This window comes from Citrobacter sp. Cf116 (genome assembly GCF_030336505.1).
GTDB lineage: Bacteria > Pseudomonadota > Gammaproteobacteria > Enterobacterales > Enterobacteriaceae > Citrobacter > Citrobacter freundii.
Genome location: NZ_JAOWEQ010000037.1, coordinates 423,064 through 445,340 on the forward strand (window position 1 = coordinate 423,064; position 22,277 = coordinate 445,340).

The following is a 22,277-nucleotide window of genomic DNA, read 5'->3' on the forward strand; positions in this document are numbered from 1 at the left end:
TAATAATCTGGTTAATTATCGACAAAGACGATACAGGACATGTTGTGCTAACCGATGATCTGACGGCAGCGCGGGATGAACAAACTCTTCTGCTTTATTCATACCAAGTCGTATCATCAGTTTCTCTGACGGTGTGTTCAGCACTGAAGTGAATGAAACCACCTCACTTAACGCCAGCTCTTCGAAAGCAAACGTCAGGCATGCTTCGGCGGCTTCCAATGCTACTCCCTGGTGCCAGTATGCTTTAGCAAGACGCCAGCCTATTTCAGTACAGGGTGAAAAATGAAATTTATCAGGTTGTGGATGCAACCCCACACAGCCCACAAACTGGTGTGTTTCTTTTAACTCTACGGCCCAAAATCCCCAGCCGCGCGCTGCAATACCTTCACTAAACCTATCGACCAGGTTATCGCTTTCAGCCTTCTGTAGCGGTGTCGGGAAAAAGCGCATCACGTCAGAATCGGCATTGAGTGCAGCAAAAGGGGCTCGGTCTTTAGCTTCCCACTGTCGTAATATCAACCTTGGTGTTTCCAGCATATTCCTGCCCTTATCATTCATTTTCGTATAATCTTCTAAAATAAGTGGATCATCGGCAAGGGTTTATATCGTCCTTTTCCGACTTTTCCTCTCATACTGGAGATTTATACATGGCCGACTGGAACCCTTCGCTTTATCTGCAATATGAAACTGAACGTTCAAGACCCGCAGCGGAATTACTCAGCCGTGTGGCGTTAGAAAATGTCCGCTCAGTTGTTGATCTTGGTTGTGGCCCTGGAAACAGTACGGCATTGCTGCATCAGCGCTGGCCCACGGCAAAGACAACAGGAGTCGATTCCTCTCCTGCTATGCTGAATGAAGCGCGCAACACGTTACCTGACTGTCATTTTATCGAAGCGGATATTAGCCTGTTTCACCCCGAGCATCCCGTGGATCTGCTTTATGCAAATGCGTCGTTACAGTGGGTACCCGATCACTATGAATTATTCCCGTACCTGGTCTCACAACTGAGTCACGATGGCGTTCTGGCCGTGCAAATGCCGGATAACTGGCTGGAGCCCACGCATGTGCTGATGCGCGAAGTGGCTTATGAACAAGATTACCCAGACCGTGGCCGTGCTCCGCTTCCTGGCGTTCACGCCTACTATGATATTTTGACCGAAGCAGGTTGTGATGTAGATATCTGGCGTACAACGTATTATCACATTATGGATTCGCATCAGGCAATTATCGACTGGGTAAGCTCAACGGGCCTGCGCCCCTGGTTGCAGGATTTGAGCGAAAGCGAGCAACGTCATTACCTGGCGCGCTACCATGAACTGCTCCAGGAACAATATCCGTTGCAGGAGAACGGCAAAATTTTATTGGCATTTCCACGATTATTTATTGTTGCCAGACGCAATAGTTAAGCGTTTATCATCTGGCAGATCACAGGAATAAACTATCAGCCATGCGTACCCTCGCCTTTTTATCATTAGGATCTAGTGGCTATGTCTGGCTTCTGCTAGTGTCTTGCAACATGTTTCTGACGGGGGGTTGTTATGTCTAAAGTCTACATTGGTGGGTGTCTGTGTGGCTCGATCCGTTTCACAGCCAGCAGTCCTAATAATTCCCATACCTGCTCCTGCGATATATGCCGGAAACATACGGGCGCCCCTACCGTCGTCTGGATTGAGTTTGATGCAGAAAATGTAGAATGGACGGGAAAAGCCGGAAAACCGACAACCTGGCGCTCATCAGAAACGACCAGTCGGGCCTTTTGTCCTCAGTGCGGCAGCTCCGTGGGCGCTATCGATGACGCCCCGGTCATTGCGCTTTTAGCCGGTGCTTTTGACGATCCTAACGATGAAGACCTTGCACCGGAGTTTCATTCGTTTTCCGATATGCAGCCCGCGTGGTGGCAAAACGAACGTCGCTAAGTGAGTTGATAGTGCTTATCCGGCATATGTTTTGCTGGCACATTTGTTTCATCATTCATTTGCAGTAAATCGATTTCGATTGCATTGCAAATCGCATCCAGCGGCAGGTCATTGTTCTCAGTACCAAACGGATCTTCAAGTTCTTCCGCAAGCGTATCGAGCGAGATAAAAGTATAGGAAATAAGCACTGAAATAAACGGTGTCATGTAGTGCAGATCCACCACCAGGGCGAATGGCAGCATGATACAGAACAGGTACACCGTGCGATGAAGGATCAAAGTATAAGCAAACGGGACCGGAGTATTCGCAATCCGCTCGCAACCTGCCAATACTGCCGACATATCATTTAATCTGTTGTTTAAACTATGAAATAATATATCGGACAGCTGCCCATCACGTCTGCGCACGGCCAACCACTCCCCCATCAGCAACAAAATACGGTTTGCCGGGGATTGTGCGGCAAATACCGTTTGCAAATCTTTCTCGCTAAGATATTTCGCTAACGGCTTCGCCTGTGGGTTTCGACGTAACGTCATGCGTAAACAGTGAGCAAATGCAATTTGCAGACGCACAAACTGTCCCAGTTCTGCATCGTCAGGTAACGTGGTTTTTACCTCACGCAGAAGCGATCGGGAAGAAATCATCAACTGCCCCCACAGGTGTCGGGCTTCAACGTAACGTGAGTAGCAGGCGTTATTGCGAAAACCTAAAAAGATCGCTATCGCCACGCCGAGAATGCTGAACGGCGCAAGGGTAAACTTAATGCCCAGCATCGTATACCAGGGCAACATGATAATAACGGCGATGGAAAGCAGGAAGTTCAGCAGCAGACGTGAAAAAATCTTGGATAATACGGAACCGTGCCAGACGAATATCAGGCGCATCCAGTGTTGTTGGGGACGAACGATCATGGTTATCTTCGAGAAAATGTGAAATCCGTCACATTAGACGCGATAGCGATCAATGTTGCAAGTTAATCGCAACATTATCCAAACAACTTTTGCCCTGCTTAAAACGAAGCCGCACGGAAGTCACAGACTGGGTTTATGACATAAATAACACAGTATGTTGTAACTAACTTATATCCAGAAAAAACCCGGCCTGAGCCGGGTTGTCGGTAGTCGTCTTAGCACAGTGGCTTAACGGCTTCCCGCATACCTTTTGCCAGAATGGTATCCAGATCGGTAGAAACCTGTTCCACCAGTCCAGAAACTTGTGTCAGGTCTTGCTCCCAGTGTTCTTTAACACCCAGTACAGATTTGACCAACGCTTCGGTGCTTATCTGGCGATCGCGATGCTGGGACCACAGCTGTTGAAAACGTTCTATCCAGTGCGCATCATCCTGAACCGGATAAGACTCACCGTGACGCTCTCCACGATAGAAAGCAATCAATGCGGCAAGCGCAAACGTCAAACGCGCTGGCAGTTTACCGCTGGCCTGTTGCCCTGCCAGCAGTTGCGGCAATATACGGGTGCGGAATTTGGTCATGCCATTCAGGGCAATAGACAACAGCTGATGTTTTATATAGGGGTTGCAGAATCGACCGGTTACCGCGCTGGCAAAAGACGCCAGCTCATCACGAGGTAAATCCAATACCGGAATGATCTCTTCATAAATAGCTTTTTCAACGAAGGCGCAAATTTCTGCGTCATTCATCGCCTCGCCCACGGTGTCCAACCCTGCCTGCCAGGCAACAGGAACCAGCGCAGTGTGAGCACCGTTGAGAATCGCCACTTTGCGCTCTTTGTACGGTTTGATGTCATCCACAATCAGGACATTCAGCGGATACTTATCCAGACGTAGTTCTGCGGCTAATGACTTCGGCCCCTGAATGACAAACAGATAGAAATGTTCTGCCGTGTCGAGGAACGCATCATGATAGCCCAGTTCAGCTTCGAGCTTAGCTACCTCATCACGCGGATAGCCGGTAACAATACGGTCCACCAGCGTAGAGCAAAATGCATTGGCCTGATCCAGCCACTGAATAAACGCTTCCGGCAGCGTCCATTCCTGAGCGTAGCGCAGAACCAGTTCACGCAGCGCATCACCGTTATAATCAATCAGTTCGCAAGGGATGATAATCCAGCCTTTATCCAATGCGCCGTTAAAATAGCTGAAGCGTTCGAACAGCAGACGCGTCAGTTTAGCCGGATAACTTACCGCTGGCGCGTCGTCAAACTTATCGCCCGCGTGGTAACTGATACCTGCTTCCGTGGTGTTAGAGAACACAAAACGCATATCAGGATTATGTGCCAGCTTCAGGAACTCATCGTATTCGCTATAGACGCTGATTTCACGGTTAACTGAACGAATTAGACGAGCATCGCTGACAGCCTCGCCCTTCTCATTCAAACCACGAATGATAGTAGTATAGAGGCCATCCTGCGTACTCAGCGATGGCGGGAAGGTACTTTCGATAGGACGAACAATGACCACACCAGCGTTCAGATCGGTATGTTCGTTCAGCAGATCAACCTGCCAGTCTACAAAGGCGCGCAGGAAGTTTCCTTCACCAAACTGAATAATGCGTTCAGGATACTGAGCACCGGGGAAATCGCGACGATTTAGTGTTTGCACAATGGGTTCCCTTTATGATTAGTCATACAACCTGATTGAATTGGTCCAATAGGTTAGCAAACTTTAATACATTGAAACCCTGTTTTGATCAATCCCCGGCGACAAATTAGAGCGTTTTATAGAAAAGTGTGGTCCCGGTCAGTGTCCCATCGGGCATTTGGGCATAGTCAGGTATCACCCCGACCTTTTTCCACCCGCAATTGTGGTAGAACAACTCCGCGCCACTGCCCGTCGCCGTATCAAGCACCAGCAGCGTTTTACCTTGTTGACGCGCGCAACTTTCCAGTTCGTTCATCAATTCACGAGCCAGGCCACCGCGTCGCGCTGAGGGGTGAACCAGCAGTTTGGCAACATCAGCACGATGAGGTTGATTTTCAGGTTGTTCGATAATGAGTTGGACGGTACCGACAAGCGTCCCCTGCGCGTTCTGCGTACCAAGAACGATCCGTTCTCCGCGAGAAACACTTTGCGCGACGTTCATCCAGAAAGGCTCTGATTTTTCGCGATTAAAGGGCAGCATAAAACTGATGGAGGCGCCGTCATTGACGCACCGTTCAAGAACATCGCTGAGCTCGTCGATTCGCGACAGAATCTGTGCAGCGCTCAGCACAAAGCAGTGTTTGCCGGAAGCCATGGTTTCTCCTTAGATTGACCCCTTCATACTGCTTTTAACAATTACACAACACAAGGGGTCATATCATAGGATAATGTTATCTATGGCTTGTTCATCTGAAGTACTAACCAGTGATAAATAACCGTGACAACGTAACGTTTTTGTTCATCGTTTAGCGCTACGCCCTGAGGTATATCATGCCATTTCGCCAGACACCCTCGACAGCACGTTGCCGTAGCATGTTGAGCGATAAATACCGGGTGACCACGCATGGGAGTCTGTTTACCATCATTGGCGGGAAACGCAGGTGCCAGTCGTTTAGCAATAAAATCCGCAGCATGTTGTTCGATAACCGGCGCCCCTTTATCCAGACAATACTGCCTTTCTTTCTGACCAAGACGAAACCGCGAGCGAAACGTTGATTTCGCCAGCCGGGCAAAAAGAGGATCGAGCGTATTCATCAGTAAACCGAACGCCCCAGCTGTTGTGTTAATTGCTCCAGCACGGCGATACCGGCCAGTGAATTTCCCGCCGGGTCCAGTTCCGGACTCCAGACAGCAATCGCCATCTCGTGAGGCACGATCGCCACGATGCCGCCACCCACACCAGATTTCGCCGGAAGCCCGACCCGCCAGGCAAACTCCCCTGCGTTCTGATACATGCCGCTGGTCGCCATTAGCGCATTGATCTGCCTGGCCTGCATCGGCGTCACCACGGGTTCCGCAAGATGAAAGGCATGTCCTTGATTTGCCAAAAAGACAAAGGTTCGCGCCAACTCCACACAGCTCATTTTCAGCGCGCAGTAGTGAAAGTAATTTTGCAAAACGGTGGTCACGTCATGGTGAAAATTGCCGAAGGATTTCATCAGCCAGGCAATAGCGGCATTACGCGCCGAGTGCTCAAACTCTGATCGCGCGACCGTCGCATCATAAGCGATATCCGAAACACCGCTTAACGCCCGTACCACTTCCAGCATCCGTTGACGCGGTGCGCTTAGACGCCCTTGCAACATATCGCAAACCACCAGCGCCCCGGCGTTAATAAAGGGATTGCGAGGGATACCCTGCTCCATTTCCAACTGCACCAGGGAGTTAAAAGGATGGCCAGAAGGATCTTTGCCGACACGCTGCCAAATCTCCTCTTCCTGATAGTGACGCATTGCTACGACCAGGCTGAGCACCTTTGAAATCGACTGAATAGAAAAACGTTCTTGCGCATCTCCCGCCTGATAGTGCTGTCCATCAACGGTACAGATAGCAATACCCAGTTTTGAACCGTCGACAGAGGCTAATGCCGGAATATAATCAGCGACTTTACCCTGACCAATCAGCGGACGAACCTGCTGCACAATGGTCTCTAAAATTGAATTGTCCATGGCCCTGGCCACAACATGCTCCTTGCTCGCAGGTATGAAAGGCCTGCGAGTATAACAGAGCTGAATACGCAGCGTCAGGCCGGAAGGCGGAATCTGGCCACGGCCTGCATAAGCTGGCGGGATTCATGGTGTAGCTGCAAGGAAGAGTCAGATGCAGCATTCACCAGTTCGCTGGTTTGCCGGGCTTCGCCGTTCAGGACATGCAGCTTTCGAGTCAACTGGTGAATATTGTTCCCTTGATTTAACGTTGCAGTCGAAATGTCGTTCAGCAACGCACCAAGATTCTCAACCAGTGCGATAACCTGCTGCAAATTCTTATCCAGCCCGTTAACCGCGTGAAAGCCCTCTTCAATGCCCTGTAACGAGTGTTTAATCAGTGTCTGAATGTTTTGCGTAGACTGACCGCTTTTTCGCGCCAGCAGCCCAACTTCTTTCGCAACCACGGCAAACCCGCGCCCTTGCTCCCCGGCATGTGCTGCCTCGATTGCCGCGTTAAGAGCCAGGATATTTGTCTGAAATGCAATATTATCGATAAGCGTGGTAATACCTCGCATTTCAGACGAACGTGTCACAATCGCCTGCATTGACGTATTTACCGTCGCCATCATTCGGTCCCCGCCTGCCGCAACATCTCGCGCCTGCACAGCGCGTTGATTCGCCAGTTCAGCAAAGCCACTGTTATCCTCAACATGCATTTCCAGCAACGAAATATGCGATGTCACGCTGCTTAACTCTTCACTTTGTTTCGCCGACTGCTGATATAGCTGTTTATTGTTCTGCGCAAGTTCGTTGATATTTCCTACCATTGCAGTGGTGGCGTCGTTTACCTGCTGCACCAGCGCGCAGAGACCTTGCTGCATTGCAGCAATACGCGAACTTAATTGCGTCACTTCCCGATTAAACTGACTCACCTGCGGGGCCGGGCGAGACAGGTCACCCGCTGCTAAAATATCGATATGATCGATCAGCCGTCGCAGTGGCATAATCACCCAACGGGACATACTACGCCAGACCAGAAAGGCGATAACCACCAGCACGAGAGGAATAAACAAAAATAGATTCTGTAAACGCTCAAGACTGGTCAACAGCTGCTGACGCCCAGCTTCCGCATGTCGCCCACTGTTCTGCTGAAAGCGCGCGTAATTAGCGTTAAAGTCCGTCTGAAAGGCCTGCACGGGTACGGCAAAAAAAGCATCAATGGAACCTGACTGCATCAGCCCATCCGCCTGCTCCTGAATACCGCTATAAAAACGCTGATAGCTCTCCGTTAGATCCGGATCCGGCTGCGGTTTCATATCCCGCCAGGCATCCCATGCACTTTTTGACTGCGCCAGCGCCCGGTACGCCTCTTCCATTAACGGACGCCAACTCCCGTCCGAACCGGTGGCGGCATCCTGCATAAAATAAACTCCCGCACGGTTAAGTAAATCGCTGGCAGATAATAACGCCACCCGCGCTTCATCAACCTTCGCCTGCTGTATAAGCGCGAGTTGATTACGTCCTTCATTATGCTGTGCGCCGCTGACTGAGGCCGAAAGCATTAAGGAGGACGCGACCTGCAAAACAGAGAACAGCGCAATAATGCAAAAAATGCCGGTTAACAGACCAAACTGACGGGGAATAAGACGACGGAAAATTTGCGTTATGTTCATATTACTCTTCTGTATCAAAGCGTTAGACGCGAGTGTACGGAGAGTAAATGACAGAAAAATTGCAGAAATAAGACAGGTGCCTCCAGCGGAGACACCTACACCATCAAAGGCGGTTTTTCCAGACGGTCTGCACGTTACAAAACTCATGCAGACCAAAGTGCGAAAGCTCTCGGCCAAAACCACTTTTCTTCACACCGCCAAAGGCAACGCGGGCATCGCTGGCACTGTAACCATTGATGAATACGCCACCACACTCCAGGCGCGACGCCATCTTCTGCGCCAGCACTTCATCCGCAGTAAACACCGTGGCAGATAAGCCGAAATCACTGTCATTCGCCAGCGCTAAGGCATGTTCCGCATTCTTCGCCACAGTAATTGCCGCAACCGGACCAAACAGCTCCTGGCGGAACGCCGTCATCTCTGGAGTAACATCGCCCAGTACCGTCACGGCATAGTAATTACCATGTCCCGCAATTTTTTCCCCGCCGAGAAGTAACCGCGCCCCTTCGGCAAGGGTGGCTTCAACCTGCTGGTGCAGCTCTTCACGCAGATCAAATCGCGCCATCGGCCCCAGATCGTTTTCTTCGTTCAGCGGATCGCCCATTTTGAGCGCGCTCGCAGCGGCCACAAAGCGTGAAGTAAATTCTGCCGCTATCCCTTCTTCGATAATAAAGCGTTTGGCTGCCGCACAAACCTGCCCGGTGTTCTGATAACGCCCGGTGACCGCCGCCTTAACGGCCAGATCGAGGTCTGCATCATTAAGGACAATAAACGGATCGGAGCCCCCCAGTTCAAGAACGCATTTTTTCAACGCGGCCCCCGCCTGGGCGCCAATCGCCGCACCAGCACGAACACTACCCGTCACCGTTATCGCCGTGATACGCGGGTCATTGATCATCTGACTGACCCCTGCGTTATCGGCATTCACCCAACCATAAACCCCCGCGGGTACACTCGCATCAGCGAAAACCTGCGCAATAATTGCAGCACAGCCGGTTACGTTAGGCGCATGCTTTAACAGGTAACCATTTCCGGCCAACAGAATCGGGACGGCACCTCGCATTACCTGCCAGAGTGGGAAGTTCCACGGCATGATCGCCAGAATAGTTCCTACCGGACGATACTCAATCACCGCCTGGTTGTTCTCCACCAGCGTGGGTTCCGGACTGAGCATCGCCGGTCCATGCTCGGCGTACCAGTCACACAACGCAGCTGACTTAGCGACTTCAGCACGCGCCTGCTTAATGGGTTTACCCATTTCACGTGAGATACACTGCGCCATCTCTTCCGCACGATGGCGCAGAGCTTGCCCAATATGGCGCAGCATTTGCGCACGGTGCTCAACGGAAGTGTGTTTCCATTCGCTATAGCCATTCGCTGCAAGGTTCAGCGCATGATCAATCTCTTCCACGCTGGCCCACGGCGTCGCCGTCAGTCTTTCACCGCTGGTAGGGTCAATGGAAATCGCATGTGTTGCTGCTGTGATAGTCATTAAGTGCCTCTCTTTATCGCAGGGTATGGTTATATCATGAGCATATTTACTCTTTCTGAAAAATGAATAATATTAACCATACCATTCACGAATAGAGAAAATTATGGATCTGACGCAGCTGGAAATGTTTAATGCCGTCGCGGAGACTGGCAGTATTACGCAGGCCGCTGCGAAGGTTCATCGCGTGCCATCTAATCTCACCACCCGTATACGTCAGCTTGAAGCCGACCTGGGCGTTGATCTGTTTATTCGTGAAAACCAGCGTCTGCGGCTTTCCCCATCCGGGCACAACTTTTTGCGCTACAGCCAGCGGATCCTAGCGCTGGTTGAGGAAGCCAGGATGGTCGTCGCCGGGGATGAGCCGCAAGGACTCTTCTCTCTCGGCTCGCTTGAAAGTACAGCAGCAGTACGCATCCCCGCCACGCTGGCTGAATATAACCAGCGTTACCCCAAAATTCAGTTCGCGTTAGCGACGGGTCCTTCAGGCACAATGCTGGACGGCGTGCTCGACGGTACATTGAACGCTGCCTTTGTCGATGGCCCTATTACCCATCCAGGCCTTGAAGGAATGCCGGTCTACCGTGAAGAGATGATGATTGTCACTCCTAACGGTCATCCCCCCATTCAGCGGGCCAGCGACGTCAACGGTTGCAGTATTTACGCCTTTCGCGCCAACTGTTCCTATCGCCGCCATTTTGAAAGCTGGTTTCATGCCGATCGCGCCATGCCCGGCACCATTCACGAAATGGAGTCATATCACGGTATGTTGGCCTGCGTCATTGCCGGAGCGGGTATCGCACTGATCCCGCGTTCGATGCTGGAGAGCATGCCAGGGCATCATCAGGTAAACGCCTGGCCGCTAAGCGAGAACTGGCGCTGGCTGAATACATGGCTGGTCTGGCGCAGAGGTGCAATGACGCGGCAACTGGAAGCGTTTATTGAGGTGTTGAACCCTCAGTTATCACAAAGCCCGGAGTAACTGGCGATCCTCAAAGAACATGAATAACTGTATATCCGGGTGAAGTCATCCCCCCAGAATTTCATTATTATTGAAATACTTAAAAATATGAGGAATGTTCGGCAGTAAATTGTAGCGCCCTGCCAATGAAATGAGATCCGCATCACAAAATGATTGTATTTTCGCCAGCAAACGTTTTAAGATCGTGGCCTTACCTTTTCGCAGCTAATCCTCTTATTTGATATGACAACAGACACTGTTTCCCGCAAGGTCGCGTGGCTACGGGTAGTTACGCTTGCCATTGCCGGTTTTATTTTCAATACCACAGAGTTTGTCCCTGTCGGTTTGCTTTCCGACATCGCACAAAGCTTCAATATGCAGACCGCTCAGGTCGGGATCATGCTGACGATCTACGCCTGGGTTGTTGCCCTGATGTCGCTCCCCTTCATGTTACTTACCAGTCAGGTGGAGCGCCGAAAACTTCTGATCTGTCTGTTTGTTGTGTTTATCGCCAGCCATGTGCTCTCTTTCCTGGCATGGAATTTTACCGTGTTGGTAATTAGCCGTATTGGTATTGCCTTTGCGCACGCTATTTTCTGGTCGATCACCGCATCGCTGGCAATTCGCCTGGCTCCTGCCGGGAAACGTGCACAGGCTCTCAGCCTGATTGCCACTGGCACTGCGCTGGCGATGGTATTGGGGCTGCCCATCGGGCGTATCGTCGGTCAGTATTTTGGCTGGCGCACGACCTTCTTCGCCATCGGTATGGGGGCGTTAGTTACCCTGCTTTGCCTGATTAAGCTCCTGCCCAAACTACCCAGTGAGCACTCCGGCTCTTTAAAAAGCCTGCCCGTGTTATTCCATCGCCCGGCATTGATGAGTCTGTATCTACTGACGGTGATTGTGGTCACCGCGCATTATACGGCCTACAGCTATATCGAGCCGTTCGTGCAGACCGTCGCGGGCCTGAGCGCAAATTTTGCTACTGTCTTATTGCTGGTTCTGGGTGGTGCGGGAATTGTCGGTAGCGTCATTTTCGGTAAGCTGGGTAATCTGCATGCGTCCGTACTGATTAGCAGTGCCATTGCCCTGTTGACGATATGCCTGGTACTGTTACTTCCCGCCGCTGACAGCGAAATGCACCTTGCCATCCTGAGTATTTTCTGGGGCGTCGCCATCATGCTGATAGGCCTGGGTATGCAGGTGAAAGTGCTGGCACTTGCTCCGGATGCGACTGACGTCGCAATGGCGCTGTTCTCCGGAATCTTTAATATCGGTATTGGCGCTGGCGCACTGGTAGGTAATCAGGTGAGTTTGCACTGGTCGATGTCTACGATTGGTTACGTCGGCGCAGTGCCTGCCGTTGCCGCGTTGATATGGTCGGTGATTATCTTTCGTAAATGGCCGGTATCACTGGAAGAACAGCCTCAGCATTCATAAAAAATATGCCCGGTAAATATTACCGGGCATAGTGTTTTAAGCGTAGGTTTTGATAATCTCCAGCACGCCGTTAATAATAAACTGCACGCCCATACACACCAGCAGGAAGCCCATCAAACGAGAAATCGCTTCGATACCACCTTTACCGACCAGCCGCATGATCCCCCCGGAACTGCGCAAACAGCCCCACAGGATAATCCCGACAACCGCAAAAATAATCGGCGGCGCGATCATGATCACCCAGTCCGGAAATTCGGAGCCATGACGCACGGTTGACGCGGAGCTGATGATCATCGCAATTGTCCCCGGACCGGCAGTGCTTGGCATAGCCAGCGGTACAAAAGCGATATTGGCCGTCGGTTCGTCTTCCAGCTCTTCAGACTTGCTTCTCGCTTCCGGAGAATCATGCGCCTTCTGCTGCGGAAACAGCATCCGGAAGCCGATAAACGCAACGATTAACCCACCCGCAATACGTAACCCGGGAATCGAAATCCCGAACGTATTCATTACCACCTGCCCGGCGTAGTACGCCACCATCATAATGGCAAATACATAGACAGATGCCATGAGTGACTGACGGTTACGCTCTGCGCTGTTCATATTGCCGGCTAGGCCAAGGAACAACGCCACGGTAGTTAACGGGTTTGCCAACGGTAACAGGACTACCAGCCCCAGTCCTATTGCTTTAAACAAGTCCATCATAATGTCATCTTTCCTGTGCGTTAATCGTCAGCGGCAAGTATACGGTGAAATCCGCGAGATAAGCCATTTTCGTGATGTAAGGATTCATTTTTCATCCGCACGTATAAACCATAATTATCAAACCGTTAAAATTCCACTTGCCAGGTATTGAGTCTGATCATTTAGCAAAACGTGGCATTTGCGGATCCATTCGTTTGACTTATATTTGCCTAAGCAATAATATCAGCCGTGACTAACTACTTGCCAGGGCAACCATTGTGAAAAACACCAGTGATCTGTTTAACGAAATCATCCCACTGGGTCGTTTGATCTATATGGTTAATCAGAAAAAAGATCGTTTGCTAAACGACTATCTGTCACCGCTGGATATCACGGCATCGCAGTTCAAGGTGCTCTGCTCCATCCGTTGCGCGGTGTGCATCACCCCTGTCGAATTGAAAAAAGTGCTGTCTGTCGACCTTGGCGCCCTGACGCGGATGCTGGACAGACTGGCCTGTAAAGGCTGGATAGAAAGGCTTCCGAATCCACATGATAAGCGTGGCGTGCTGGTGAAACTCACCGAGCATGGCGCAGCAATTTGCGAGCAGTGTCATCAATTAGTAGGGCAAGACCTGCACCAGGAACTAACAAAAAACTTAACGGCGGATGAAGTAGCCACACTTGAGCACTTGCTTAAGAGAATCCTGCCGTAAACAGAAAGAGGTATGACGATGTCCAGACGCAATACTGACACAATCACTATTCATAGCATTTTGGACTGGATCGAAAATAACCTTGAATCGCCGCTCTCGCTGGAAAAAGTGTCTGAGCGTTCAGGTTACTCCAAATGGCACCTGCAACGGATGTTTAAAAAAGAAACCGGTCATTCACTGGGTCAATACATTCGCAGCCGTAAAATGACTGAAATAGCGCAAAAATTAAAAGAGAGTAACGAGCCCATTCTTTATCTGGCAGAGCGTTACGGTTTTGAGTCTCAGCAGACGCTGACCCGGACATTCAAAAACTATTTTGATGTTCCGCCGCACAAATACCGTATGACGAATATGCATGGCGAATCGCGCTATTTGCTTCCACTCAATCAATGTAATTGCTAATCGCCAGTTAACGACGTAACCGAGGAAATCATGAAACTTCTGTCTTATGCGATACTGGCCCTGCTGTTTGTTGTTTCGGGTCAGAGCATGGCGGAACAGACCGCGCAACCTGCCACACAGAACAGTCGCGACGCGATGATTATGCCCCCTGCGCACGATCAGTCCCCGTTCGATTTTAATCATATGGGTGCAGGCAGCGACAAGTCCGACGAATTAGGTGTGCCTTATTACAATCTGCGCAACCTGTAATTATATTGCCCCGCAACCGCGGGGCTTTTTTTAGCCCCTCACCGACGCAATTTTACGCAACCGAAAACCAAACACATTGATATACAGCCCAGCCATGATCAGTAGCGCGCCAAGTAGCTGTAATCCGCTAAGCGTTTCGTCCAGCAGTACGGCCGCACTCGCCAGACCGACAACCGGCACCAACAGCGATAGCGGCGCTACCCGCCAGGTCTCATAGCGTCCGAGTAACGAACCCCAGATGCCATAACCCACAATGGTCGCCACAAACGCCAGATACACCAGTGACAGAATGGTCGTCAAATCTATCGCCACCAGACTTTGGGTAATTTGCGCTGGACCATCGAGAAGTAATGAGGCCAGGAAGAACGGAACAATGGGGATTAACGCGCTCCATACCACCAACGACATAACGGCCGGACGCGATGTATGCTGCATGATTTTTTTGTTAAAAATATTGCCGCAGGCCCAGCTTAGCGCCGCCGCCAGCGTCAGCATAAAACCGAGCATGCCAACATGCTGACCGTTCAGACTGGCTTCAATCAGTACCAGCACACCAAATACCGCCAGCGCAATTCCTACCAGCTGTTTACCCTGCAGACGTTCGCCAAAGGCGAATGCCCCCAGAATGATGGTGAAAAACGCCTGAGCCTGTAATACCAGAGAAGCTAACCCGGCAGGCATACCGAATTTGATGGCGCTGAAGAGAAACGCGAACTGTCCAAAACTAATTGTCAGGCCGTAGCCGAGTAAAAGCGAAAGCGGAATTTTCGGGCGGGCAACAAAAAAAATCGCCGGGAACGCCACCAACAAAAAGCGTAACCCTGCCAACATCAACGGCGGCATATTGTGCAAACCCACTTTAATGACAACAAAGTTCAGTCCCCAAACCACAACGACCAGTAACGCCAATAACCCGTCTTTACGCGACATACCACCGCCCCTGCAAATATTAAATTTTTGTAAACAAGTTAAAGTAACGGAAATCGTTGTACCGTAACAGATCATTAATTCAGGTAGGCCACACAGGGCATTTTCGGACAACTTATTGGGTGTACATCACACTTTTAGCATGCTATTTGTTTCTGATATCTAAAAAAAACATAACAACATGCATTGTCGGGCAGGAAAATGAATATCTCTCTGAGAAGGTCCACTCTCGCGTTACTTGCGTCATCTTTGTTATTAACCATTGGTCGTGGCGCCACGCTGCCATTTATGACGATTTACCTCAGTCGACAGTATCAACTGAGCGTCGACCTGATCGGTTATGCGATGACGGTTGCACTGACCATAGGCGTCGTCTTCAGCCTTGGCTTTGGTATTCTGGCCGACAAGTTCGATAAAAAACGCTATATGTTGCTGGCTATCTGCGGCTTTGCCTCCGGCTTTATTGCTATTCCGCTGGTGCATAACGTCGTGATAGTGGTTTTGCTCTTTGCCCTGATCAACTGCGCCTACTCCGTCTTCGCCACGGTGCTGAAAGCCTGGTTTGCCGATAACTTGTCTGCGACCAACAAAACGAAAATTTTCTCACTTAACTATACCGTGCTGAACATCGGCTGGACCGTTGGTCCGCCGCTGGGCACGCTGCTGGTTATGCAAAGCATTAACCTGCCGTTCTGGCTGGCTGCCGCCTGTTCTGCGCTACCTCTGGTGTTTATCCAGACGTGGGTAAAACGTTCACCGGCAACCGCAGAAGGTGTAAATGCCGCTGTTTGGTCCCCTTCAGTACTGCTGCGCGACAGAGCATTATTCTGGTTTACGCTGTCAGCATTTTTGGCATCATTCGTTGGCGGCGCCTTTGCATCCTGTATTTCGCAATACGTTATGGTGGTTGCAAACGGCGATTTTGCCGAGAAAGTGGTGGCAGTCGTCCTGCCCGTCAACGCCGCCATCGTAGTATCACTGCAATACGCACTTGGTCGCAGGCTCACCGCCACGAATATCCGCCCGTTAATGACATTGGGTACAGTCTTCTTTGTCGTTGGCCTGGTTGGTTTCGCTTTCTCCGGCAACAGTCTGTTGTTATGGGGAATTTCTGCTGCCTTTTTCACTATCGGCGAAGTCATCTACGCGCCGGGTGAATACATGCTTATCGACAACATCGCGCCAGCAGGTATGAAAGCCAGCTATTTTTCCGCCCAGTCGTTAGGCTGGCTTGGCGCAGCGGTTAACCCATTAGTCAGCGGCGTCATTTTAACCACATTGCCACCATGGTCGCTGTTTGTGGCGCTGATAGTGGCGATCGTTCTTGCCTGGGCGCTAATGATAAAAGGCATGCGCGCCAAACCCTGGGGCCAGACGGCGGTCTGCTAGTTATTATGTTCGCGACAGAGCCACAGTCGCTCTGTCGCATACCTCAGATAGCAACCAGTCCCCGAACGCCCTCGGACTCCATATTTTTACCGTCGCCGCTTTGAATAATGCTGCCCCGCGACATCAACAGGTATTTGTCGGCGAGCTGTTCGGCAAAATCATAGAACTGCTCCACCAGTAAAATGGCCATGTCACCGCGATGCGCCAGTTGAGAAATCACCTGACCAATCTCTTTAATCACCGACGGCTGGATCCCCTCGGTAGGCTCATCAAGGATCAATAATTGTGGGCGACTTGCCAGTGCTCGTCCAATCGCCAGTTGCTGCTGCTGCCCGCCGGACAAATCTCCGCCCCGCCGATGCTTCATTTCCTGTAAAACCGGAAAGAGCGCGTAAATATCATCCGGCACATGTCGGGCCTCCGGTGCTGAAAAACGGGAAAGGCCGAGCAGCAGATTCTCTTCTACCGTCAAACGCGGAAAAATATCACGCCCCTGCGGGACATACGCCACACCGGCCCTGACCCGCTGATGCGGCTTCCATTGAGTGACATTTTTCTCCTGCCAGAGCACGCTTCCGCTGCGGGCCGGAATAAGCCCCATCAGACACTTAAGTAGCGTTGTTTTCCCCACGCCGTTACGCCCCAGCAGACATGTCACCTCACCGATACGCGCTTCAAAGTTCACCCCGCGCAGAATATGACTGCCGCCATAATATTGATTCAGTTCTTTCACCTGCAGCATCTGCACTCCTTAACGCCCGAGATAAACTTCAATAACCTGCTCGTTGGCCTGCACTTCACGCAGACTCCCCTGAGCCAATACTTGCCCCTGGTGTAATACCGTGACGCGATCGGCGATGGTTTCAACAAATCCCATATCGTGCTCAACAACCATCAAAGAGTGCTTACCGGCAAGCTGGCGAAACAGCTCCGCCGTGTATTCCGTTTCCGCATCCGTCATCCCCGCCGCGGGTTCATCCAGTAGCAGTAAATGCGGCTCCTGTACCAGCAGCATGCCAATTTCGAGAAACTGTTTTTGCCCATGCGAAAGCAGACCGGCGCGGCGGGCCCGCTTATTACCCAGCCGCAACAGCGCCAGTGCTTCATCAATACGATCCCGTTGTTCGCCTGAGAGTCGTGCCCGTAGAGAACCCCAGACAGATTTATCATTTTTCAGCGCCAGCTCCAGGTTCTCTTCCAGCGTTAATGCTTCAAATACCGTGGGCTTTTGAAATTTCCGTCCAATCCCCTGACGTGCAATGGCAATGGGATCCAGCGTCGTTAAGTCGGTCGACTGATCGTATATCGCACGACCACTTTGCGGCCTGGTTTTGCCGGTAATGACATCCATTAACGTCGTTTTTCCGGCGCCGTTGGGCCCGATGATGCAACGCAGTTCCCCAACCCCAATATTGAGCGTGAGATCGGTTAGCGCCTGAAAGCCATCGAAGTTAACGTTAATTTTTTCCAGCTGTAGCACCGGATCAGTCTGGTTGCGAAACCGATCCCCCGGCATCTGGCGAGTAAATAGCCCTTCATCTGGCTGCATTATTTGTCTCCCTTGCGAAACAGACCAATTACACCTCGGGGTAAAAACAGCGTAACGCCAATAAAGATCAGGCCAAGAAACAGTTGCCAGTATTCCGGCATGATGACGGTAAACAGGCTTTTCGCGCCATTCACCAACACGGCGCCGAATACCGGGCCGATCAGGGTTCCACGTCCGCCGAGGGCAACCCAAATCGCCGCTTCAATCGAGTTGGTCGGCGACATTTCGCTGGGGTTAATGATCCCCACCTGCGGAACATACAGCGCTCCTGCCAGGCCGCACAGTACAGCGGAAAGCGTCCACACCAGTAACTTGAAACCTTTCGGATCGTAACCACAGAACATCAGACGGTTCTCTGCATCGCGCACGGCAGTCAGAATACGGCCGAACTTACTGCGGGCCAGCGCCAGTCCCAGCCATAATGCCAGCACCAGCAGCATGACCGTCGCCAGAAACAGCGCGATACGGGTTGAGGTGGCGGTTACCGGGAATCCCAGAATGGTGGTAAAGCCGGTAAAACCGTTATTTCCCCCAAAACCCGTTTCGTTGCGAAAAAACAGCAGCATTCCTGCGAAAGTCAGGGCCTGGGTCATGATGGAGAAATAGACCCCTTTGATTTTTGACCGAAAGGCAAACCAACCAAATACCAGTGCCAGCAGGCCAGGAACCAGAACGACCAGCAGTAGCGCCCAGATAAAATGTTGCGTCCCCCACCAAAACCACGGCAGCTCGCTCCACGACAGGAATGACATGAAGGCCGGTAATCCTTCGCCAGAGGCCTGGCGCATCAGGTACATTCCCATCGCATACCCTCCCAGCGCAAAGAAAATACCGTGTCCCAGCGAGAGCATGCCGGCATAGCCCCACACCAGATCCAGCGCGACCGCCACAATGGCATAACAGAGAATTTTTCCGGCCAGCGTTAGCGTCCACACTGATATAGCCAGCGGATGGTCCGCAGGTAACAGCGCAAGAAACGGCAGAATAATCAACGCCAGCAGCAACCCCAGCCCCAGGATGCGCGTCGCGCGTGGCGCTTTACGCGCCAGCGTTAATGTCATTGGCATCGTCATCAGTCAATAACCCTCCCTTTTAGTGCGAACAGCCCCTGCGGACGTTTCTGAATAAACAGAATAATCAGCACCAGAATCATGATTTTGCCTAGAACTGCCCCCACCTGAGGCTCCAGAATTTTATTGAAGATCCCCAGTCCAAACGCCGCGGCCACGCTCCCGGCGAGTTGTCCCACGCCGCCCAGCACCACAACCAGAAACGAATCGATAATGTAGCTTTGCCCCAATTCGGGTCCTACGTTGCCCAACTGCGAGAGCGCTACGCCCCCCAGCCCGGCAATGCCTGAACCAAGGCCAAAGGCCAGCATATCGACGCGTCCGGTAGGTACGCCGCAGCAGGCCGCCATATTGCGATTTTGCGTCACGGCACGTACGCGCAGCCCCAGACGCGTTTTATTCAACAACAGCCAGGTGAAAAACAGCACCAGAATGGCAAAGCCAAGCACCACAATTCGGTTCCACGGTAAAATCAGATTGGCATAAACCTGAATCCCCCCTGAAAGCCATGCCGGATTGGCGACTTCCAGGTTTTGCGCGCCGAAGGACATACGCACCAACTGGATGAGCATCAGGCTGATCCCCCAGGTCGCCAGCAGCGTTTCGAGAGGACGCCCGTATAAATGGCGGATCACCCCGCGCTCAAGCAGCATTCCCACCGCCGCGGTAAGTAAAAAGGCAACCGGCAGCGCAATAACCGGATACCAGGCTAGCCATTGCGGGAAAAACTGGCTCATCAGTTGTTGTACCATCCAGGTACAGTAAGCCCCGAGCATTAACATCTCGCCATGCGCCATATTAATGACACCAAGTAATCCATAGGTTATAGCCAGACCCAATGCCGCCAGCAGCAAAATAGAACCCAGCGATAGCCCCATAAAGGCCTGTCCAAGAAGGTCCCCAACCTTCATACGATGTGCGATGGAATTCAGGCTTTCGCCAGCGGCAGCACGCACGCGGGTATCGGGTTCATGTTCATCCCGGGTGAATGGTTGCAGGCGCGCCTGAGTTTCAGGATCATTTGACGCCCCTAATAGTTCGATTGCCTGACGTCTGACCTCCGGCGAGGAACTGTTCAGCTGCAGATTTGCCAGTGCAATAGCCAGCGCGGATTTCACATCACCATTTGACTCCTGAGCCAGTCGTTGCTGTAAAAACGGCAGCATACCCGGCTGTGCCTCACGCTGTAATGTACGAGCTGCCTCTAACCTTAATGTGACACTGTCATTTAAAAGCTGATGAACGGCCTGCGTTCCGGCAACCAGATTGCGCAGGCGGTTAGTCAGGCGAATTTTTTTTAGCTCGCCGTTTGGGGTTGTCGCTGTTCCTAACGGCTGTGCGTGCGAGCCGTTCATGATGAAGGTATTTTTCGCGTTATCAGTCAGCAGATTCTCCTCGCGCAACGCGCTGAGCAGCGGGATGCGCTGAACATCGGGATTCACCGCCCATTGTTCAAGCAAGGCGGCCTGCTGAGTTCGATTTGCGGCTGTAAAAGTATCGGCATCTGATGCCTGCGCTATCCACGGCAAAAACCACGTCAGCAACAACACACCACGAATAAAGCGCATAACTTTCATGAGCATTCTCCAAAGCGTTACCCTCCCGCAGGAGGGCACACGATCAGTTGCTGGCGGTTTTAACAGGCTGTTCAGATTTTTTATCATTACCAGCGATGTACGGACTCCATGGCTGGGCGCGGACCGGCTCATCGGTTTGCCATACCACGTTAAACTGGCCATTGCCCTCAATCTCGCCAATCATGACGGGTTTATGCAGGTGATGGTTGGTCGCATCCATGGTCAGGGTAAAGCCTGATGGCGCAGCGAAGGATTGCCCCGCCATTGCAGCGCGAACTTTATCCACATCGGTCGTTCCGGCTTTTTCTACCGCCTGCGCCCACATATGGAGGCCAACATACGTAGCTTCCATGGGGTCGTTTGTCACCACCGATTCAGCATTTGGTAATTTGTGCGCTTTGGCATACGCCCGGTAATCCGCGACAAACTTCTTGTTGGCAGCGTTATCGACGGACTCAAAGTAGTTCCAGGCTGCAAGGTTGCCCACCAGCGGTTTGGTATCAATACCGCGTAACTCCTCCTCACCCACGGAGAATGCCACCACAGGAACATCGGTGGCTTTCAGGCCCTGGTTGGCCAACTCTTTATAGAATGGAACGTTAGAATCGCCGTTGATGGTTGATACCACCGCCGTTTTCCCCCCTGCGGCGAATTTTTTAATACTGGCGACAATGGTCTGGTAATCGCTGTGTCCGAATGGGGTGTACACCTCTTCGATGTCTTTATCGGCAACTCCTTTTGAGTGCAAAAAGGCGCGTAAAATTTTGTTGGTCGTGCGTGGATAAACATAATCCGTGCCCAGCAGGAAGAAGCGTTTCGCGCTGCCGCCGTCCTCACTCATCAGATACTCAACTGCCGGGATCGCCTGCTGGTTGGGGGCTGCGCCGGTATAGAAGACGTTAGGCGACATCTCCTCACCTTCATATTGCACTGGGTAAAACAGCAGACCGTTCAATTCTTCAAATACTGGTAGAACCGATTTACGCGAAACCGATGTCCAGCAGCCAAAAACTGCCGCTACCTTATCCTGACTCAGCAACTGCCTTGCTTTTTCAGCAAATAACGGCCAGTTCGAGGCCGGGTCAACCACCACCGGTTCCAGCTTTTTACCCAACACACCGCCCTGAGCATTAATTTCATCGATGGTCATCAACGCCACATCTTTTAGCGGCGTTTCGGATATGGCCATCGTGCCGGATAAAGAATGCATGATGCCAACCTTGATGGTGTCGGCTGCCTGAACGCTAAAACTCACGCCCATTGCTACAACAGAGGCAGAAAGTGCAAAAGCTTTTAAAAATGTACGACGCTGCATAGTTTCACTCCTGAAATTAAACTTGCTGAAAGCTCCGGTGCAGCCGGGCAGACAAAACGGTGCAAATTAAAGGTGTTCAGAAGTGATAAGGCAAAAACGATGCCAGATATTAAAACATCATATAAAATCAACAGATTAGCATCTCGCGCACAAAAATCAGTATTACATTTTCCCGCCAAACGGGTTAAGCAAACGAAAAATTGAACCACCATGAGACAACCCTGCATTATAAACGTGCAACAATTTGTGTCAGCAGCACACTGTCATAACAGCGTCTCAGGTTTTAAAAACGGGGTTATTTGTGCGCAGATAAATGTGTCTCGTCACTATTATTTATTTTATTCGACGTGATCATGTCAAAAATTTACTTTTCAGCCGAAA

The 22,277-nt window shown here is 51.3% G+C and carries 23 protein-coding genes; 8 read left to right on the forward strand and 15 right to left on the reverse strand.

Annotated elements, in window-relative coordinates:
* Positions 1-15: 15 nt before the first annotated feature.
* Positions 16-537, reverse strand: coding sequence for a GNAT family N-acetyltransferase (locus OGV74_RS11380; protein WP_086504080.1), 522 nt, complete (start codon positions 535-537; stop codon positions 16-18).
* 110 nt (positions 538-647) lie between these two features.
* Here OGV74_RS11380 and tam point away from each other — a divergent pair, with 110 nt between their 5' ends.
* On the forward strand, positions 648-1,406 hold the full coding sequence (gene tam, locus OGV74_RS11385; protein WP_057063251.1) for a trans-aconitate 2-methyltransferase: 759 nt from the start codon (positions 648-650) through the stop codon (positions 1,404-1,406).
* A gap of 132 nt (positions 1,407-1,538) precedes the next feature.
* On the forward strand, positions 1,539-1,916 hold the full coding sequence (locus OGV74_RS11390) for a GFA family protein (RefSeq protein ID WP_003032441.1): 378 nt from the start codon (positions 1,539-1,541) through the stop codon (positions 1,914-1,916).
* Here the strand turns inward: OGV74_RS11390 and OGV74_RS11395 are convergent.
* From OGV74_RS11395 to sad, 7 genes are all read right to left on the reverse strand, one after another.
* The gene (locus OGV74_RS11395) at positions 1,913-2,827 is read right to left on the reverse strand and encodes a bestrophin family protein (RefSeq protein ID WP_048218940.1); all 915 of its coding nucleotides are present in this window, start codon (positions 2,825-2,827) and stop codon (positions 1,913-1,915) included. The two genes, OGV74_RS11390 and OGV74_RS11395, sit on opposite strands and share 4 nt — an antisense overlap.
* 215 nt (positions 2,828-3,042) lie before the next feature.
* Positions 3,043-4,494: a tagaturonate reductase gene (locus OGV74_RS11400; protein ID WP_048218941.1), complete on the reverse strand. Its 1,452-nt coding sequence runs from the start codon at positions 4,492-4,494 to the stop codon at positions 3,043-3,045.
* A gap of 106 nt (positions 4,495-4,600) precedes the next feature.
* A complete protein-coding gene (locus OGV74_RS11405; protein ID WP_071696094.1) occupies positions 4,601-5,128 on the reverse strand; it encodes a GNAT family N-acetyltransferase in 528 nt (175 codons plus the stop codon).
* Positions 5,129-5,208: 80 nt separating this feature from the next.
* Positions 5,209-5,568, reverse strand: a complete 360-nt coding sequence (locus OGV74_RS11410) for a DUF4186 domain-containing protein (protein WP_003836300.1) — start codon at positions 5,566-5,568, stop codon at positions 5,209-5,211.
* The gene (glsB, locus tag OGV74_RS11415) at positions 5,568-6,494 is read right to left on the reverse strand and encodes a glutaminase B (RefSeq protein ID WP_003032436.1); all 927 of its coding nucleotides are present in this window, start codon (positions 6,492-6,494) and stop codon (positions 5,568-5,570) included. The genes OGV74_RS11410 and glsB overlap by 1 nt, the downstream gene beginning before the upstream one ends.
* A gap of 62 nt (positions 6,495-6,556) precedes the next feature.
* On the reverse strand, positions 6,557-8,134 hold the full coding sequence (locus OGV74_RS11420) for a methyl-accepting chemotaxis protein (RefSeq protein WP_086504079.1): 1,578 nt from the start codon (positions 8,132-8,134) through the stop codon (positions 6,557-6,559).
* Positions 8,135-8,237: 103 nt separating this feature from the next.
* On the reverse strand, positions 8,238-9,626 hold the full coding sequence (gene sad / locus OGV74_RS11425; protein ID WP_086504078.1) for a succinate-semialdehyde dehydrogenase: 1,389 nt from the start codon (positions 9,624-9,626) through the stop codon (positions 8,238-8,240).
* 103 nt (positions 9,627-9,729) lie between these two features.
* Between sad and ptrR the strand changes: the two genes are divergently transcribed.
* On the forward strand, positions 9,730-10,605 hold the full coding sequence (gene ptrR, locus OGV74_RS11430) for a putrescine utilization regulator PtrR (RefSeq protein WP_003032431.1): 876 nt from the start codon (positions 9,730-9,732) through the stop codon (positions 10,603-10,605).
* 222 nt (positions 10,606-10,827) lie between these two features.
* Complete coding sequence (locus OGV74_RS11435; RefSeq protein WP_003032430.1) at positions 10,828-12,024, forward strand: sugar transporter; 1,197 nt, start codon at positions 10,828-10,830, stop codon at positions 12,022-12,024.
* Between the two features lie 36 nt (positions 12,025-12,060).
* On the opposite strand, the gene OGV74_RS11440 is transcribed toward OGV74_RS11435, so the two are convergent.
* The gene (locus OGV74_RS11440) at positions 12,061-12,726 is read right to left on the reverse strand and encodes a MarC family NAAT transporter (protein WP_003032428.1); all 666 of its coding nucleotides are present in this window, start codon (positions 12,724-12,726) and stop codon (positions 12,061-12,063) included.
* Between the two features lie 257 nt (positions 12,727-12,983).
* Here OGV74_RS11440 and marR point away from each other — a divergent pair, with 257 nt between their 5' ends.
* Genes marR through marB form a run of 3 tightly spaced genes read left to right on the forward strand, consistent with a single transcriptional unit; the run spans position 12,984 to position 14,069 of the window.
* Entirely contained in the window at positions 12,984-13,418 is a 435-nt protein-coding gene (gene marR / locus OGV74_RS11445) for a multiple antibiotic resistance transcriptional regulator MarR (protein ID WP_003832935.1), read from the forward strand.
* A gap of 18 nt (positions 13,419-13,436) precedes the next feature.
* Complete coding sequence (gene marA / locus OGV74_RS11450; protein ID WP_003032424.1) at positions 13,437-13,820, forward strand: MDR efflux pump AcrAB transcriptional activator MarA; 384 nt, start codon at positions 13,437-13,439, stop codon at positions 13,818-13,820.
* Positions 13,821-13,850: 30 nt separating this feature from the next.
* Positions 13,851-14,069, forward strand: a complete 219-nt coding sequence (marB, locus tag OGV74_RS11455) for a multiple antibiotic resistance protein MarB (protein ID WP_086504076.1) — start codon at positions 13,851-13,853, stop codon at positions 14,067-14,069.
* 30 nt (positions 14,070-14,099) lie between these two features.
* Here the strand turns inward: marB and eamA are convergent, their stop codons facing one another.
* A complete protein-coding gene (gene eamA, locus OGV74_RS11460; protein WP_003032420.1) occupies positions 14,100-14,999 on the reverse strand; it encodes an O-acetylserine/cysteine exporter in 900 nt (299 codons plus the stop codon).
* Between the two features lie 198 nt (positions 15,000-15,197).
* Here eamA and ydeE point away from each other — a divergent pair, with 198 nt between their 5' ends.
* A complete protein-coding gene (gene ydeE, locus OGV74_RS11465) occupies positions 15,198-16,385 on the forward strand; it encodes an efflux MFS transporter YdeE (protein ID WP_086504075.1) in 1,188 nt (395 codons plus the stop codon).
* A 43-nt stretch (positions 16,386-16,428) separates the two neighbouring features.
* On the opposite strand, the gene urtE is transcribed toward ydeE, so the two are convergent.
* Genes urtE through urtA form a run of 5 tightly spaced genes read right to left on the reverse strand, consistent with a single transcriptional unit; the run spans position 16,429 to position 21,896 of the window.
* Complete coding sequence (gene urtE / locus OGV74_RS11470) at positions 16,429-17,127, reverse strand: urea ABC transporter ATP-binding subunit UrtE (RefSeq protein ID WP_054528371.1); 699 nt, start codon at positions 17,125-17,127, stop codon at positions 16,429-16,431.
* 9 nt (positions 17,128-17,136) lie between these two features.
* A complete protein-coding gene (urtD, locus tag OGV74_RS11475) occupies positions 17,137-17,934 on the reverse strand; it encodes an urea ABC transporter ATP-binding protein UrtD (RefSeq protein WP_086504074.1) in 798 nt (265 codons plus the stop codon).
* A complete protein-coding gene (gene urtC, locus OGV74_RS11480; RefSeq protein WP_044712398.1) occupies positions 17,934-19,007 on the reverse strand; it encodes an urea ABC transporter permease subunit UrtC in 1,074 nt (357 codons plus the stop codon). Before urtC ends, urtD begins: the two co-directional genes overlap by 1 nt.
* Complete coding sequence (gene urtB, locus OGV74_RS11485; RefSeq protein WP_286520825.1) at positions 19,007-20,581, reverse strand: urea ABC transporter permease subunit UrtB; 1,575 nt, start codon at positions 20,579-20,581, stop codon at positions 19,007-19,009. Before urtB ends, urtC begins: the two co-directional genes overlap by 1 nt.
* Before the next feature lie 43 nt (positions 20,582-20,624).
* Complete coding sequence (urtA, locus tag OGV74_RS11490; protein WP_003032408.1) at positions 20,625-21,896, reverse strand: urea ABC transporter substrate-binding protein; 1,272 nt, start codon at positions 21,894-21,896, stop codon at positions 20,625-20,627.
* Positions 21,897-22,277: the final 381 nt, after the last annotated feature.